The sequence below is a fragment of the Amycolatopsis ponsaeliensis genome, from assembly GCF_030182635.1.
GTDB classification, from domain to species: domain Bacteria; phylum Actinomycetota; class Actinomycetes; order Mycobacteriales; family Pseudonocardiaceae; genus Amycolatopsis; species Amycolatopsis ponsaeliensis.
This window is the reverse complement of sequence record NZ_JAPZLD010000004.1, coordinates 63335-78047: the sequence shown is the minus strand read 5'-3', so window position 1 is coordinate 78047 and position 14713 is coordinate 63335. Positions and strand designations below refer to the sequence as shown.

The 14713-nt window shown below is 72.5% G+C and carries 17 protein-coding genes; 9 read left to right on the top strand and 8 right to left on the bottom strand.

Features of this window, described 5'->3' with window-relative positions; genetic code table 11:
• Nucleotides 1-10 precede the first annotated feature (10 nt).
• Complete coding sequence (locus tag QQ657_RS07600; protein WP_284741368.1) at nt 11-1687, top strand: MOSC and FAD-binding oxidoreductase domain-containing protein; 1677 nt, start codon at nt 11-13, stop codon at nt 1685-1687.
• Here QQ657_RS07600 and QQ657_RS07595 read toward each other — a convergent pair whose 3' ends face one another.
• Nucleotides 1688-2257: a GNAT family N-acetyltransferase gene (locus tag QQ657_RS07595; protein WP_284741367.1), complete on the bottom strand. Its 570-nt coding sequence runs from the start codon at nt 2255-2257 to the stop codon at nt 1688-1690.
• A 55-nt stretch (nt 2258-2312) separates the two neighbouring features.
• On the opposite strand from QQ657_RS07595, the gene QQ657_RS07590 reads away from it, so the two are divergent.
• The 5 genes from QQ657_RS07590 to QQ657_RS07570 all read left to right on the top strand — a co-directional run bounded on the left by QQ657_RS07590 (nt 2313) and on the right by QQ657_RS07570 (nt 5752).
• Nucleotides 2313-2702, top strand: coding sequence for a helix-turn-helix transcriptional regulator (locus tag QQ657_RS07590; protein WP_284741366.1), 390 nt, complete (start codon nt 2313-2315; stop codon nt 2700-2702).
• Nucleotides 2703-2753: 51 nt separating this feature from the next.
• Nucleotides 2754-3278 carry an anthrone oxygenase family protein gene (locus QQ657_RS07585; RefSeq protein ID WP_284741365.1) on the top strand — a complete coding sequence of 175 codons (525 nt, stop codon included), beginning with the start codon at nt 2754-2756 and terminating at the stop codon, nt 3276-3278.
• A 364-nt stretch (nt 3279-3642) separates the two neighbouring features.
• Nucleotides 3643-4080 (top strand): helix-turn-helix domain-containing protein, encoded by a 438-nt coding sequence (locus QQ657_RS07580; protein ID WP_284741364.1) that lies wholly within the window; start codon nt 3643-3645, stop codon nt 4078-4080.
• Nucleotides 4077-4583 carry a hypothetical protein gene (locus QQ657_RS07575; protein WP_284741363.1) on the top strand — a complete coding sequence of 169 codons (507 nt, stop codon included), beginning with the start codon at nt 4077-4079 and terminating at the stop codon, nt 4581-4583. Before QQ657_RS07580 ends, QQ657_RS07575 begins: the two co-directional genes overlap by 4 nt.
• Nucleotides 4584-4717: 134 nt before the next feature.
• On the top strand, nt 4718-5752 hold the full coding sequence (locus QQ657_RS07570) for an MAB_1171c family putative transporter (RefSeq protein WP_284741362.1): 1035 nt from the start codon (nt 4718-4720) through the stop codon (nt 5750-5752).
• Here QQ657_RS07570 and QQ657_RS07565 read toward each other — a convergent pair whose 3' ends face one another.
• The 4 genes from QQ657_RS07565 to QQ657_RS07550 all read right to left on the bottom strand — a co-directional run bounded on the left by QQ657_RS07565 (nt 5753) and on the right by QQ657_RS07550 (nt 9638).
• On the bottom strand, nt 5753-6709 hold the full coding sequence (locus QQ657_RS07565) for a catechol 2,3-dioxygenase (RefSeq protein WP_284741361.1): 957 nt from the start codon (nt 6707-6709) through the stop codon (nt 5753-5755).
• Between the two features lie 10 nt (nt 6710-6719).
• On the bottom strand, nt 6720-7772 hold the full coding sequence (locus tag QQ657_RS07560) for a 4-oxalomesaconate tautomerase (protein WP_284741360.1): 1053 nt from the start codon (nt 7770-7772) through the stop codon (nt 6720-6722).
• Nucleotides 7769-8473, bottom strand: coding sequence for a 4-carboxy-4-hydroxy-2-oxoadipate aldolase/oxaloacetate decarboxylase (locus QQ657_RS07555; protein WP_284741359.1), 705 nt, complete (start codon nt 8471-8473; stop codon nt 7769-7771). Before QQ657_RS07555 ends, QQ657_RS07560 begins: the two co-directional genes overlap by 4 nt.
• 487 nt (nt 8474-8960) lie before the next feature.
• Nucleotides 8961-9638, bottom strand: coding sequence for a GntR family transcriptional regulator (locus tag QQ657_RS07550; protein WP_284741358.1), 678 nt, complete (start codon nt 9636-9638; stop codon nt 8961-8963).
• A 75-nt stretch (nt 9639-9713) separates the two neighbouring features.
• Here QQ657_RS07550 and QQ657_RS07545 point away from each other — a divergent pair, with 75 nt between their 5' ends.
• The 3 genes from QQ657_RS07545 (at nt 9714) to QQ657_RS07535 (ending at nt 12535) form a co-directional block, all read left to right on the top strand.
• Nucleotides 9714-10499 carry an NAD(P)-dependent oxidoreductase gene (locus tag QQ657_RS07545; protein WP_284741357.1) on the top strand — a complete coding sequence of 262 codons (786 nt, stop codon included), beginning with the start codon at nt 9714-9716 and terminating at the stop codon, nt 10497-10499.
• 75 nt (nt 10500-10574) lie between these two features.
• Entirely contained in the window at nt 10575-11915 is a 1341-nt protein-coding gene (locus QQ657_RS07540) for an MFS transporter (RefSeq protein ID WP_284741356.1), read from the top strand.
• Nucleotides 11916-12262: 347 nt separating this feature from the next.
• Nucleotides 12263-12535, top strand: coding sequence for a hypothetical protein (locus QQ657_RS07535; RefSeq protein ID WP_284741355.1), 273 nt, complete (start codon nt 12263-12265; stop codon nt 12533-12535).
• Nucleotides 12536-12748: 213 nt separating this feature from the next.
• Here the strand turns inward: QQ657_RS07535 and QQ657_RS07530 are convergent, their stop codons facing one another.
• From QQ657_RS07530 to QQ657_RS07520, 3 genes are all read right to left on the bottom strand, one after another.
• Complete coding sequence (locus QQ657_RS07530) at nt 12749-13195, bottom strand: STAS domain-containing protein (RefSeq protein ID WP_284741354.1); 447 nt, start codon at nt 13193-13195, stop codon at nt 12749-12751.
• Between the two features lie 25 nt (nt 13196-13220).
• On the bottom strand, nt 13221-13574 hold the full coding sequence (locus QQ657_RS07525) for an HPF/RaiA family ribosome-associated protein (RefSeq protein WP_284741353.1): 354 nt from the start codon (nt 13572-13574) through the stop codon (nt 13221-13223).
• Between the two features lie 164 nt (nt 13575-13738).
• Nucleotides 13739-14695 carry an NsdA family TPR-like regulatory protein gene (locus QQ657_RS07520; protein ID WP_284741352.1) on the bottom strand — a complete coding sequence of 319 codons (957 nt, stop codon included), beginning with the start codon at nt 14693-14695 and terminating at the stop codon, nt 13739-13741.
• Nucleotides 14696-14713 lie beyond the last annotated feature (18 nt).

The window sequence follows — 14713 nt, the reverse complement described above, 5'->3', positions numbered from 1 at the left end:
GACGAGCACGATGGCCCGCTTGGTGTCACTGAACGTCGGGATGCCGAAGGACGTGCCCTGGCAGGGGCGGACCGTCCACACGGGAATCTTCAAGTACCCGGTCGAGGGCGCGCGGATGGTCCGCCGGCTCAACGTCGACGGCGACGGCCAGGGCGACCTGGGCGGCCACGGCGGCGAAAACCGCGCGGTGCTCGTCTACCAGCGCCAGTCCTACGAGCACTGGCGGCGGTTCCTCGGGCGCGACGACCTCGAAGACGGCCAGTTCGGCGAGAACTTCACCGTCGACGGCCTGCCCGACGACGAGGTGCACATCGGCGACCGCTACCGGATCGGCGAAGCCGAGTTCGAGGTCACCCAGCCGCGCGTCACGTGCTTCCGCGTCGGGATGCGCCTGGGCGAGCCGCGGATGCCGTCGCTGCTGGTCGCGCACCACCGGCCCGGCTTCTACCTGCGCGTCATCACCGAAGGCCGCGTCGAGGCCGGCGACGAGATCGTCCGCACCCGGACCGGCCGCCACGAGATGAGCGTCGCCGACATCGACGCGCTCCTCTACCTGCCGGGCCGCGACTCCGTCGCCCTCCGCAAGGCCGTCGACATCCCCGCGCTCAGCCCGGGCTGGCAGGGGTCCTTCCGCGATCTGCTCGCGGCCGAGCCGGCCCCCGCGCCCAGCGGGTGGCGCGGCTTCCGGCCGCTGCGCGTCGCCCGGGTGGTGCCCGAGAGCCCAGCGGTGTCCTCGATCCACCTGGCCGCCGACGACGGCGCGCCGCTCCCCCGGCCCGAGCCCGGCCAGTACCTCACCCTGCGCGTCCCCGGCGCCGGCGACCCCGCGCCGGTCCGCAGCTACTCACTGTCGGCGGCGCCGTCGGATCGGGAGTACCGCATCAGCGTCAAGCGCGACGGCGTGGTCAGCAGCTACCTCCAGGCGAAACTGACGGCGGGTGCGCTGGTGGACGTGGCGGCACCCCGCGGCGACTTCGTCCTGGCCGGCGACGACCGTCCCGTGGTGCTGGTGTCCGCGGGCATCGGCGTGACCCCGGTGCTGGCGATGCTGCACGCGCTCGCCGCGCGCCGGACCACGCGGGAGGTCTGGTGGCTGCACACCACCCGCACGGCGGCCGAACAGGCGTTCGCGGCCGAGGCACACCGGCTGCTGGCGAGCCTGCCCCACGGCCGCGAACACGTCCACTACACGGCCGAGAGCGGCCGGCTGACGCGCGAAACTTTGTCCACTTTGGACCTGCCGCCCGATGCCACCGCGTACCTCTGCGGCCCGGACGCGTTCATGACGGCGATGCGGGAAGCCCTGGTGTCACTGGGTTTCGACGCTTCTCGCGTCCACAGTGAACTGTTCGGCGGGGTGTCCGCGATCAACCCGGGCCTGACCGGCGTCGTCCGGAAGACCCCGCACGCCCCAGCCGGCGAGGCGGGAACCGGCCCGGCGGTGACGTTCGCGCGCAGCGGGCTCACGGTGCCGTGGAGCGAGGAGTACCCGAGCCTCCTGGAGTTCGCGGAGGCGTGCGACGTGCCGACGCGCTGGTCGTGCCGCACCGGGGTGTGCCACACGTGCGTGACCCCGGTGCTCGCGGGCCGGGTGCAGTACGACCCCGAGCCGCTCGAGCCGCCGGCCGACGGCGAGGCGCTGGTCTGCTGCGCCCGGCCGCGGGAGGACGTCGTCCTGGACCTCTGATCAGCGGAGATCCAGCCTCATGAGCCAGCGAACGCGGCGGTCGGCGCGCGCCTCCGTCGGCCGGATCCGCTCGAAGCCCGCCGCTTCGAACAGCGTCGTCGTGCCCACGTGGGCCGCGCTCGAACTGATGCGCGCGCCCTCCGTGTCGACCGGGTAGCCCTCCACCACCGGGGCGCCGCACGAACGCGCGTAGTCGACCGCGCCGGCCAGCAACTCCGCGAGCACCCCTTGACGGCGGTACTGCGCGCGCACCACGAAACACACCACGCTCCACACCGGCAGGTCGTCGAGCGGGGGCATCGTCCGCGACCGCACGAGCCGCTCCATGCTCGACCGCGGCGAGACGCCGCACCACCCGGCCGGTGTGTCCCCGTCGTAGGCGAGCACGCCCGGCGCGGGTTCGTCCGCGCAGAGACCCCGGACCCGCTCGGCCCGGTCCTCGCCGCGCAGCGCGCTGTACTCGGCCGACGTGACGCGATACGCGAGGCACCAGCAGGCGCGCTCGTTCCCGCTGGGGTTGAGGATCGCGGCGACGTCTTCGAACCGCGAGGCAGGACGGATCACGAACATGGGATCACCGTAGAATCCGATACCCGACAAAGCCATGTCGGTCAGGGGGACGCGCGTGGATCGGCTCGTCGGCTCCGGCCGCTACCCGGGGATGACCCAGCTGCACCAGGCCGTGCCGCTGGTCGAGCGGCAGCACGCCCTGATCGAAGAGATGCGCGCGCGGGCGCCCCGGTTCGTCACGGGCCGCGTCCTGGCCGAGCGCACCGGGACGACAGTGCGGACGGTCGAACGCGACATCACGCGCCTGCGCGCGGCGGGCGTCCCGGTCGAGGTCAAGCGCGGCGCCGGCGGCGGCTACCGGCTCACGATGCCGTCCGTCGTGCCGCCGGTGACTTTCAGCCCGGGCGAGGTCGCCGCGCTCGTCGCGTCCCTCGTGGCCCTCGGCCCCTACACCTCCGCCACGGCGTGCAGCGCGCTCGGCAAACTCCTCACGGCCTTCAGTTAGCCGATTTGTCGACTCCGGTCACAGCCGAGGGACGTGGCCCGTCGAAGAGGCATGAGAACTCTCGCGACGGCCACCACCGCGGCATTCGCCGGTGGTGCGCTGCTGAGCCAGACCGTGATCGTGCCGTCCTGGCGGGCCGCGTCACCATCGACGTTCCTCGCCCGGTTCGCCACCGAAGGGCCCGTCACCGGCCTGACGGTGTTCCCGTTCGAGCTGGCTTCCCTGGCCCTGCTGAGCATCGCCACCTACACGGCCGCGAGACACCACCGCCCGGTCCGGCTATGGGCGTCGGCGACCGGGTGCCTCGCGGGAACCTTCGCGCTCTTGGCCTGCTTCGTCCCGGCCAACTCCGCGATGCTCGACCCCGCGTTCCCACCCGGGGAGGTCGCGTCCGCGTTGACGACGTGGAACGAGATGAACTGGCTGCGCACCGGGCTCGCCTTGGCCGGCGCGCTCTTGGCCTTGACCGCCCGGCTCAGCGACTCGAACCGTCACAGTGCGCATCCGCCGGCCCCGGGTGCAGGACGGGGACGATGCGCGTCACCGGCACCGGTACCGGCGGACCGGATCCGGTGAGCACGGTCGTGTAGACCGTGACCCGGGTCAGGTGGACGATCGGCGTCGTCTCACAGGTCGTGGCCGCGACGAGCACGACAGCGGAAGCGGTGTCTTCCCTTCAGGTTCGCTGCCCCGCAGGGCAGCCGGCGCCTCCGATGCAGTGGGCGTAGAGCAGTCCGGCAGCGCCCACCACGGCCAGCCGTCCCGGAATCGTCCTGGTTCGGACCGTCTTCCTCGGAATGTGAACCGCCCCCTCGCCCATTCACATCAGTTGGTGAACCCGGCCGCGATCGTAAACTGACGTGACCGGCGCGGTCAACTGAGGTGGACCGGCGACCGCGAACCCGCCTCACGGCAGTTGGCGGCGCGGTAGACTCCGGACATGCCGGAGGAGATCGCCGCGGGGACACTGGCGGCGAAGCTGAACCACCTGTTCGGCGTCGTGCGTCCCGCCGACGGCGACGAGTACACCTTCGACGAGGTCGCCGAGTCGATCCGCACTCAGGGCGGGCCGACCGTTTCCGCGACCTACCTGTGGCAGCTGCGCAAAGGCCTGCGCGACAACCCGACCAAGCGGCACCTCGAAGCGCTCGCGGGGTTCTTCGGCGTGCCCCCGGCGTACTTCTTCGACGACGCGGAAGCCGAGCGCATCGACGCCGAGCTGACGCTGCTCAGCGCGTTCCGCGACGCGCCGGTCCGGCAGATCGCGCTCCGCGCGCGCGGGTTGTCGGCAAAGAGCCTCGAAGCGATCAGCGACATGGTCGACCGCGTCCGCGAGCTCGAGGGCTTGCCCGAACCGGCGAGCGACGCCGAACGATGAGCTCCCGCGGACGGCGGCAGCTGCGTCACCGCTTCTCCGCGGTGCTGCGGGACCTGGATCTGCCGGCCTCCTTCGACGTGCCGGCGTTGTGCGCGGCGCTGGGCGAGCGGCGCGGCCGGCCGATCCGGCTGCTGCCGCTGCCGGGGCTGTCCGAGGTGTGCGGGCTGTGGATCGCGACGGACACGACCGACCTGATCGCGTACGAGAGCAACACGAGCGCGCCGCACCAGGACCACATCGTGCTGCACGAGATCGGCCACATGCTGTGCGACCACTACCCGGCGACCCTGAGCCCGGCCGAGCAGATGCGGCTGCTGCTGCCCAGCCTCGACCCGGCGATGGTCCGGCGGGTACTGGGGCGCGCGGGGTATTCGAGCGTGGAGGAGCGGGAGGCGGAGTTCTTCGCGACGATGCTGGGCCAGCACACGGGATTGGCCCACCGCGGCGACTCGGTAGCGGACAAGCTGCGCTCAGCCCTGGAGGACGGCGGCGACCGTGGATGACGTGAGCAGCCGCCTGACTCCGACCGCGAGGCGCACGTGCGGATGCCCGGCCGACACGTCGACTCGGCCCCGTCATCGGGCGCAGGCGACTTCCTCCCCCACGCCCCCGGCGAACGGCGGCGACCGTGGGTGACGTGATCCGCCGTTACGGCCCCGCGGCGCTCGCCTGGATCCTCCTCGTGTTCCTCCGCCCCGGCCCCGCCCCCGGCCGCCGGCTCGTGCGGTTCTGTGTGCTGGGCCTCGCCGTCTCGCAAACCGCGCTGATCCCCGCCGTCCGCGACGTCACCCGCGCTCTCGGGGTGCCCAGCATCGAACTGCTCGTCGCCCACCTCGCCATGGTCGGCGCGGTCTGGGCCGGCGCCCAGGTCCTCCTGCGCCTGCACGGACTTCCGGCCGCCGCCCGCCGCCACACCGCCTGGGCCCTCGCCGGCGGCGCCGCGATGATCGTCACCTTCGAACTGGCCCCCAACGTCATGCCGCAGTCGCCGTTCGTCATGGAGTACTGCATCGCCTACGCCGTGGCGCTCCTGCCCGAGTTCGCGGTCATCGGGCGGCTGTGCCTGCAGGACGCGCGCAAAGCCCCGGACCGCATCCTGCGCACCGGGCTCGGCCTGGTCGTCGCCGGGATCGTCGCCGCGGCCGCGTACATGGTGATCCGGACCGTCATCGCGATCTCGGCCCGCGCCCCGTTCGACTTCGACTACGGCAAGGGCTTCCTGCTGAGCAAAGCCCTCCCGACGACCGCGCACCTGCTCGTGCTCGTCGGCGTCGGCGTGCCCGCGGCGGCTGGCTGGCTGCGCCGCCACCGGCAGTACCGCCGGCTCGGCCCGCTCTGGCTGGCCCTCTACCGCGCCGAACCCGCGATCGCGCTGGAACCCCCGCGCACCACCCTGTTCCCGACGCGCCTGCAGCTCTACCGGCGGGTCATCGAGATCCGCGACGGCCTGCTCGTGATCCGCCCGTACCGCGGCGGGTCCGGCGCCGGCGAACAGCGGGAGGCCGCCGAGATCTTGGCCGCCCTGCGCGCTCGCGAAGATGGTCGACCACCGCTTTCCCCCGAGACCACCGTCCAAGGTGGACAGGACCTCGGCAGTGACACCGAGTACCTCTGCCGCGTCGCCGACGCCTTCCGGGAGATCAGCCGGCGGCCCACCGCGGCCGTCTCCTGATCAGGCCACCGGCGGGGTGCCGTGCGTGTGGAACGACTCGATCGTCTTCAGCCCCCACGCCTGCCCCTTGGCCCGCTCGGCCTCGGTCCAGGTGACCGGCTCCCAGTCCGGCGCGAAGATCAGCCGCCCGGTCGGGTTGCACAGCTCGATGCGGTTGCCGCCGGGCTCGTAGACGTAGAGGAAGAACGTCTGCTGGATCGCGTGCTTGTGCGGCCCGGTCTCGATGTGGACGTCGTTGTCGAGCGCGATGTCGGCCGCCCGCAGGATGTCCTCGCGCGTGTCGGTCGCGAACGCGATGTGGTGCAGGCGCCCGTTCGACTTCGTCCAGTCGTTCGTGTACACGATGTCGTAGGACTTCTGCGCGAAGTGCGTCCACTGCCCCGAAATCACGCCGCTGTCCAGCCGGATCTGCTCGGTGACCCGGCCGCCCAGCGCGTCGCAGATGAACCGGCCATTCACCTCGGCCTCGCGGGCCAGGTAGTTGACGTGGTCGAGGCGCCGGACGCCGACCCCGCGCCCCGGGTAGGCCTGCGCCTGGTTCTTCAGCGCCGGCCGCAGGTGCTCGGGCGGCCGGTAGCGCTCGGTCTCCCAGTAGACCTCGAGCTCGTGGCCGTCCGGGTCGCGGAACAGGTACGTGGGGCCGATCCCGGTGTCGCCGTCGACCCAGCCGATGCCGAGCCCGCGTTCCTCGAGGGCGACCACGCGGCGCTTGAGGGCCTCTTCGCTGGACGCGCGCACCGCGGTCCGGCCGACCCCGGACGTCTTCGCCGCGGTGAGCTTCAGGCTGTGGTGCTCGTAGTCGTCCCAGGTGCGCAGGTAGACGGAGTCGCCTTCGGTGCCGTTCTCGGTCAGGCCGAGCACGCGGACGAAGAAGTCCAGGCTCTGCTCCGGCTCCGGGGTGAACAGCTCGACGTGACCGAGGTGCGCGATCTCGTGACGGGGCGAGGGCTGGGGCATCGAGGGCTCCTCAGGGGCGGGGGAAGACGGTGCCGTCGAACAGCTTCCGCGCGGTGCGGATCACCGTCGACCGGCGGACGCGGGACCCGTCGAACTCGATCGCCACCGCGAGCTTGCCGCTCGGGTGCTCGATTTCGACGGGCTCGCCTTCGGCGGGGGCTTCGAGCAGTTCGCGCCCGACGGCGCCGTCGAGCAGCAACGCCGTGACGACGCTGACGCCGCCGAGCACGCCGATCGACGGGTGCGGCTTGACCGGGATGAACGTCCGGGTGCAGATCGCGCCGCCGTCGCGGGGCGCGGCGACGAGCGTGGTCTTGGGGACCGAGCTGCCGCGGACGTCGCCGAGGCCCATCAGCTTCCCGGCTTCGACGCGCAGGGCGTCGATCCGCTCGGCCAGCGCGGTGTTCGCGCCGAGCTCGGCCGCGTCTTCGTACCCGGTGATGCCGAGGTCTCCGGCGCGCGCGACGACGACCGGCATCCCGTTGTCCACACAGGACACTTCGATGCCGCCGACGTCGTCGCGGACGTTGCCGGTGGGCAGCAGGCTGCCGCAGACAGACCCTTCGGTCTCGGTGAAGTCGAGCTCGACCGGGGCGGCGGTGCCGGGCACGCCGGAGATGGCCGTGTCGCCGCTGTAGTCGACTTCGCCGCCGGGAGTGGCGAACGTCGAGACGGCGACGGTGCCGGTGTTGACCAGCCGCACGCGCACGGTGGTGCGGTCTTCGCCGGCGGGCACGAGGCCCCGCTCGACGGCGAACTGCCCGACGCCGGCCAGGAGGTTGCCGCAGGTCTGGCGGTCGGAGACGGTGGGCTCTTCGACGCCGAGCTGCAGGAACAGGTAGTCGACGTCGTGCCCGGGGTCGGTCGCCTTCGCGACGATGGCGACCTTGCTGGTGACGGGCTGGGCGCCGCCGACGCCGTCGATCTGGCGCGGGTCGGGGGTGCCCATGATCCGCATCAGCAGGTCGTCGCGGGTCTCGGGGTCGGTCGGGAGGTCTTCGGCGAGGAAGTAGGCGCCCTTGGAGGTGCCCCCGCGCAGGAGCATGCAGCGCACGCCGGTCATGCCTGCTCCTTCTCGTACTCCTCGGCGGTGAGGTAGCGGACGCCGAGGGCTTCGAGTTTTTCGCGCAGGCCGTAGCGGTCCAGGCCGAGCTGCCCCTGGGCGAACGCTTCCCTTGCGGCGGCTTCCTTTTCGAGGCGGGTCTGGGAGGCTTCGAGTCCTGTTTGGACCTCCTCGCGACGGACCCGCATGACGCCGTCGTCGTCGGCGAGGATGGCGTCGCCGGGGCGGATCAGCTGCCCGCCGATGACGACGGGCACGTTGACGGCACCGGCGGTCGCCTTGACGGTCCCTTGCGCGCTGACGGCGGCCGACCACACGGGGAAGCCGAGGGCGCGCAGGTCGGTGACGTCGCGGACGCCGGCGTTGATGACGAGGCCGTTGACCTTGCGGTACCGCAGCGCGGTGGCGAACAGTTCGCCGAAGAGCCCGTCGCGGCACGGCGAGGTGGTGGTGACGACGAGGACGTCGCCTTCGCGGCACTGCTCGACGGCCGCGTGGATCATGAGGTTGTCGCCGGGCCAGCAGAGAGCGGTGACGGCGGTGCCGCCCATGCGCGCGCCGTCCTGGATCGGGCGCAGGTCCGGACCGAGCAGCCCGGAGCGCCCGAGAGCCTCATGAACGGTGGCGACGCCGTAGTCGGCCAGGCGAGCGACCTGACCGAGGTCGGCACGCGGCGGATCGGTGACGATGACGGGCTTCATACGGGCTACGGTACGGTTCGGTTGACGAAATTGTCAACAATTTTGGTGAGCAAGTCGGCGCTGGTCTGGGTGGGGAGAGTGGCAGCGAACTTGAGCGCATCTCTGTGGCGCGGAGTGCTCACGCCGCCGATGCGGGCTTTGGGCGCGCCCGCGCACCCGAAGCGGGCGTTCAGTGAGGTCCGCGCACCAAAGCGAGTTCGGCACACCCCGCAACCCAAAGCGGCGCTTAGTGCACCCCGCTCACCCAACGCGCCGCTCGGTGCATCCCGCAAACCCAACGTGGCATCGGGCGCGGCTCACCTACCCAACGCACCGCTCGGCGCACCCCCACGCTCCCAACGTGGCGTCCGGCGCGGCCCACCTACCCGAGGCGCCGCTCGGCGCACCCCCACGAACCCAACGTGGCGTCCGGCGCGGCCCCCCATCCTCTGCGGCCTTCGGGCGCGGCCACCCACCCCCACCTTGGCCTTCCGGGCCCAGCCGCGGATCAGCGGTGGAGCGGCGAAACCTCCGCGGCATCAGCCGCCTTGAGGGCCTCGATCACGCTCCCCAAGTGCGCCCGCGCCGCCTCCGCCGCCCGCTCCGGGTGGTGTGCGCAAATCGCGTCGATGATCGCCAAGTGCTCCGGCAGCGAGACCTGCGGCCGGCCCGGGCGCATCGCCAACCGGAACTGGTGGCGCACGCTCTGGCCGCGCAGCCTCTCCAGCACCTGCGCCGCCGTGCGCTGGCCGCTGATCTCGCGGACCCTGCGGTGCAGCCGCTGGTTGAGGCCCGAATACCCGACCACGTCCCCGCCGGCCACCGCCTGGTGCATCAGCTCGCCGAGCTCCTTCAGCTCGCCGATCTCCGCGTCGGAAATGCGCTCCGCCGCCTTCGCCGCGCACAGCGACTCCAGCATCATCCGGACTTCGGAAATCTCGACGGCCTCGTCCAGCGACACCGCGCGCACCCGGGCGCCGCGGTTCTGCACGCGCTCGACGAGCCCCTCGTTGGTCAGCTCGATCAGCGCCGCGCGCACCGTCGCGCGGCTCGCGGCGAACTGGCTGGAGAGGTCCGCCTCCACCAGCCTCTGATTGGGGACGAACTCGCCACGGACGATCGCGTCGCGGATGGCCGCCACCACGGAACGCTCCCCCGGCTGCCCGTCCGCAGCACTCTCCGTCATACCCCGGCTCCGTTTGTTGACAATTTTGTCGAGAACATCGTGTACTCGATCGTAGCTTGTAGAGAGGATTCTGCTATGACCGGAACCATCGCGGTACTCGGACTCGGCGAAGCGGGCAGCGCGCTCGCTCGCGACCTGGTCGCCGCCGGGGCCGTCGTGCGCGGCTACGACCCGGCCGTCGCCGCCGCTAAGGGTGTCGTCGCGACCGGCTCCGAGGCCGAAGCCGCCGAAGGCGCCGATCTGGTGCTCAGCGTGAACAGCTCCGCCGCGGCCGTCGGCGCGCTCGAAGCCGGCCTGGCCGGCCTGAAGACCGGCGCCGCCTGGGCCGACCTGAACACCGCCTCCCCCGGCACCAAGCGCAAGCTGGCGGACATCGCCGCCGGGCACGGCGTGCCGTTCACCGACATCGCGATCATGGCGCCGGTGCCGGGCCGCGGCCTGCGCGTCCCGATGCTCGCCACCGGCGTCGCCGCCGAGACCGTCGCCACCACACTGAACTCGTTCGGCGCCGCGGTCGAGGTCATGGCCGGCGACGCCGGGCTCGCCGCCGAGCGCAAGCTCCTGCGCAGCGTGTTCTTCAAGGGCATGTCGGCCGCCGTTGTCGAAGCCCTGACGGCCGCACGCGCCGCGGGCTGCGAGGACTGGCTGCGGAAGATCATCGTCGACGAGCTCACCTCGGCGAACGCCGCCACGGTCGACCGGCTCGTCGACGGCTCGGTCAAGCACGCCGTCCGCCGGACGTCCGAGATGGCGGCGGCCACGGAAATGCTCCGCGAGCTGGACGTGCGCGCCGACGTCGCGTCCGCCGCCCGTGACCAACTTGCACACATAGCTGATACACAGGATTGTCAACAATCTTGACGCAAGTCTTGTGTTCAATATCTCATCGGATGTAGCTTCGGACTCCTTCGCCACCCCGGGACGAAAGGGACGAGCATGTCCACACGAGAACTCGGCGGCACGGCCGCCGCCACGGTCCGGCTCTCCATCCGGGTGACCGCGTTGTGCTGGGTCCTCGTCCTGCTGGACGGGCTGGACCTGTTCGTCTACGGGGCGACGCTGCCGGGAGTGCTGGCCGACAAGAGCTTCGGCCTGACCCCGGTCAGCGGCGGGACCATCGGCAGCCTGACGACGTTCGGGATGATGCTGGGCGCGCTCGGCGCCGGCATCCTCACCGACCGCACCGGCCGCCGGAAGATCATCATCACCGGGGTGACGGTCTTCTCCCTGGCCGCGGCCGCCTGCGCCGCCGCGCCGACGGTCGAGTTCTTCGGCGCGGCGCGGTTCGTCGCCGGGATCGGGCTCGGCGGGCTGCTGCCGTCGGCGATCGCGATGGTCATGGAGTACGCGCCGGCGTGGCGGAAGAACCTCGCCGTCACCACCGTGATGACGGCCCACCAGGCCGGCGGGGCGCTGGCCGGCGCGCTGGGGATGACGCTCGTCCAGTCGATGGGGTGGCGCTCGGTGTACTGGATCGGCGCGCTGCTGCTCGTGGTGGTGCTGCCGGCGGTCGTCCTCCTGCTGCCGGAGTCGATGACGTTCTTGCTGGCCAAGGGAAAGACCGACCGCGCACGGGCGATCGCGGACAAGTTCGCGGTTTCGCTCGACACGTTCGCGCCGGAGCCGGCCGAAGACCGCCGCGGTGGCCTGCGCGGGCTGTTCACGCCGTCGGTGCGGATGACGACGGTGCTGTTCTGGATCGCGTCGTTCGCCGGGCTGCTGCTGGTGTACGGCGTGAACACCTGGCTGCCGACGATGATGCGCGGCAGCGGCTACAACCTCGGCTCCGCGATCAGCTTCCTGCTGGTGATCAACCTGGGCGGGATCGCGGGCATGCTCGTCGCCGGGCGGCTCGCGGACCGGTTCGGGGCCCGGCCGGTCGCGATCATCTGGTTCGCGCTGACCGCGTGCGGCGTCGGGCTGCTGGCGGTGCACATGCCACTGCTGGTGACGTACGTGGTCGTGTTCCTCACGGGCGCCTGGCTGTTCAGCGCGCAGACGCTCATCTACGCGGCGGTCGGCGCGTACTACCCCGCCGACAGCCGGGCCACGGCGCTCGGCTGGGTGTCCGGCGTCGGCCGGACGGGCGCGGTGTTCGGGCCGTGGCTGGGCGGCATCCTCGTCGCGGGCGGGCTGTCGTCGCTGGGTTTCGTGGTGTTCGCGATCGCGGGCGTCCTGGGCGCGGTGATGGTCTTCCTGGTGCGGCAGAAGACGAACAGCGCCGTGGCTTCCGGCTCCGTCGGCCGGACGCCGGTCCCGGGTCCGCAGAACGCCTGACGTCCGGTCGGCGCGGGCGCACGGCTCACCGCCACCCGGGTCGAAAGCCATGTCCGGCAACGGCTGCCGCGTGCGCGGGCACTGCGGCGGGGTGGGCGGCAGCGCCGCGAGTGCAGTACGGCTCAGCGGGGCCGCCCCTCCCCCGGTGCCGTGCTGAACACTCCAACCCGTTTGCCGTCCCCGGCCCTCGGCCGGGAGGACTACATTCGGGGGTCCGGGAGCCAGCAGGCCCCCGGCGACTCCGCCCCGGTCCCCGGCGGCACCACAGCTGTGGTCGAAGCCGACCGGAGAGCCGGAATGACAGCCCACACCAAGCCCCGTCCGAGCGCGCGCCCGGCCCCGGTCCGATGAGCGGCGCGCGGTCGTGGCCGCCCGAGGACACGACGGATCCCTTCGCCCTGACGAGGGAGCAGCGCCACCAGGCTGTGCGCGTGGTCGCCTCCGGCTCGCACGACGCCGACGACTGCGCGCTGCTGCTCGCCGTCCTCGGCCTCGCGGCAGCCGAGGGCCGCCCGCCGGCGGCCGACGCCCCGGCCGGCTCCGCGCGCGCGGGACGGCCGGTGGAACCGTCGAGCCCGCACCGCCATTGGCGAAGCACCCCGCAAGCACGGCGGCGGTAACCCGACCGGTCAGCAGCGAGGGCTGCACGACGCGGCGAGGGCCACTGCCGCAACAGCCGCCAAGTCAAGCGAAACGCCCCGCGGAACCGCCGAACCCCACCGCCAATGGCGAGGCACGGCGGCGGTAACCCGGCAGGTCAACGGCGAAAAACTTCGCGGCGCAGCGAGAGCTTCGTACGCCCGGGTGATCCGCAACAGCCGGAACCCGCACCGTCAACAGCGAGGACTTCGCGGCGCAGCAAGAGCCGCCGTCCGCGAAGAGTGGATAGCCAACCGTTCATACGCCCGAGTCAGCTGCAACGGCCGCCAAGTCGAGCGGGTCGTGGCCACCAGCCGCACGTCGGTTCCCGGGCCGGCCCGCCGGTGCGCGTCGATCAGCACCACCAGCCCCGCCGTGTTCAAGAACCGGACGCACGACAGGTCCACCACCACCCGCCGCGGTGCCCGGGTCAGCGCCGCGTCGAGGACGTGGCGGAGCAGGGGCGCCGTGCCGAGGTCGACCTCGCCGTCCACGGCGATGACCAGCGCCGGGCCGCACCACTCCTCGGTGATCGTCAGGTCCTGGTAGCGGTGGGCCGGCGGCTGCGGGGTACCGGGCGGCGGCAGGATCTCCAGCAGCGGGCGGCGAGGACGCGGGACGTCGACGGCGATGGGCTTCACGATCGGATCCCTTTCCTGGCATCGGTCATGCGCCGGCGCGCCCGTCGTGGTGCCGGATGGAGTCCCCACCCTTGTGGTGGTCCGTCCGGCCGGACTGGCTGTCGAGCGCGCTCTCGAGCTTGTGCGTGGCACCCCGGCACGCCTCGCCCACCGAACCGGCGTGGTGGCTGACGGCCACCGCTCGCCGTCCGGCCGGCCAGGCCTCGAGCACGCAGCGCCGGACCGGCCCGTCGGCCGTGGTTTCTTCGCCGAAATGGACTTCCAGCCGCGTGAGGTGGTCGCCGAACCGCGACAGCCGGGCGGCGAGCTCCGTCTCGAAGTGCCGGATCAGCTCCTCGCCGCCGTGCAGGGTCCGGTCCGTGCTGATCCGGATCAGCATGCGCAATCCTCTCGACGACCGGCCGGCCCGGTCCGCGTGACGCGGATGGGCGGCCTCCGGCCATCGTGTCCACTCCGGCCGCGGCCGGCCCAGGGTCAACCGTCCTCGACCCGGGGGCCGAACGAACCTTTCTCGCCCCGCGGTGCGAGAAAGGCCCGAGCGGATCAGCCCTCCGGCCCGGCCCGGGATTCCGCCCGGAACTCGGCGATCCGGGTCAGCAGCTCCCGGCCCTCGCGGCTGGACGGCCCGTCGCGGAGCGCGGCCTCCAGCGGCCGCAGGCGGCCTTGGGCGCGCACCGACCGGATCTCGCGCGCGGCACCGATGGCCTCGGCGCCCACGCGCGCGGCTTCCTCGACGTCACCGCGCAGGGCGTGCCCGAGGGCGAGCATGATCTGCGTCAGCGAACGGCTCCGGCTCATCTCCGGCCCGTAGGCGGCCACCGCGTCGGCGAGGAACGGGATCGCACGGACCGCGTGGTGGGGGTCCACCGTGCACGCGAGCTCGGCCCGGACCGTCCCGGTCATCGCGGAAAGGTCGTTCTCGCCGAAGAACCGGGACCACGGCGCGGCCGCGGAGCCGGCGGCGAACGCGTCGGCCGCCTGGCCGAGGTGCCGCAACGCGGCGGTCTCGTCCGCCCGCATCGCCCACGCCCAGGCCTGGTTGGCCGACAGGATCGCCTGCGTCCGGGCGTACGGCCCCCGGCGGACCGCGGCCCGGCCCTGCTCGAACTCGGCCAGCGCCTCGTCGACCGCGCGGCGGTGCAGGTGCAACCGGCCGCGCCGGTAGCGGATGTTGGCGAGCAGGTCGTGGTCCCCGGCTTCCGCCGCCAGCTCCGCCGCGATGTCGAACGACCGCAGGGCGGCCTCGTCGCGGCCGGCGTCGAACTCCGTCCACGCCAGCAGGTTGTGCAGGTCGGCCAGTGCCCGGCACAGCCGGCGGCGGAGCCGCGGCGGGACGCTTCCCTTGCGCAGCACCGCCGTCCACGAGCCGAACGCGGCGAGCGGGGCGCGGCAGAACCCGCCGCCGTACTGGTAGTCCAGGGCGCGGAACGCGCGGGTCGCGGCTTCAAGCGCTTCGAGATCGCCCACCTCGACCCGGAACGGCCGCGGTTGCGCCTTCACGGCCCGGACGCACGCGAT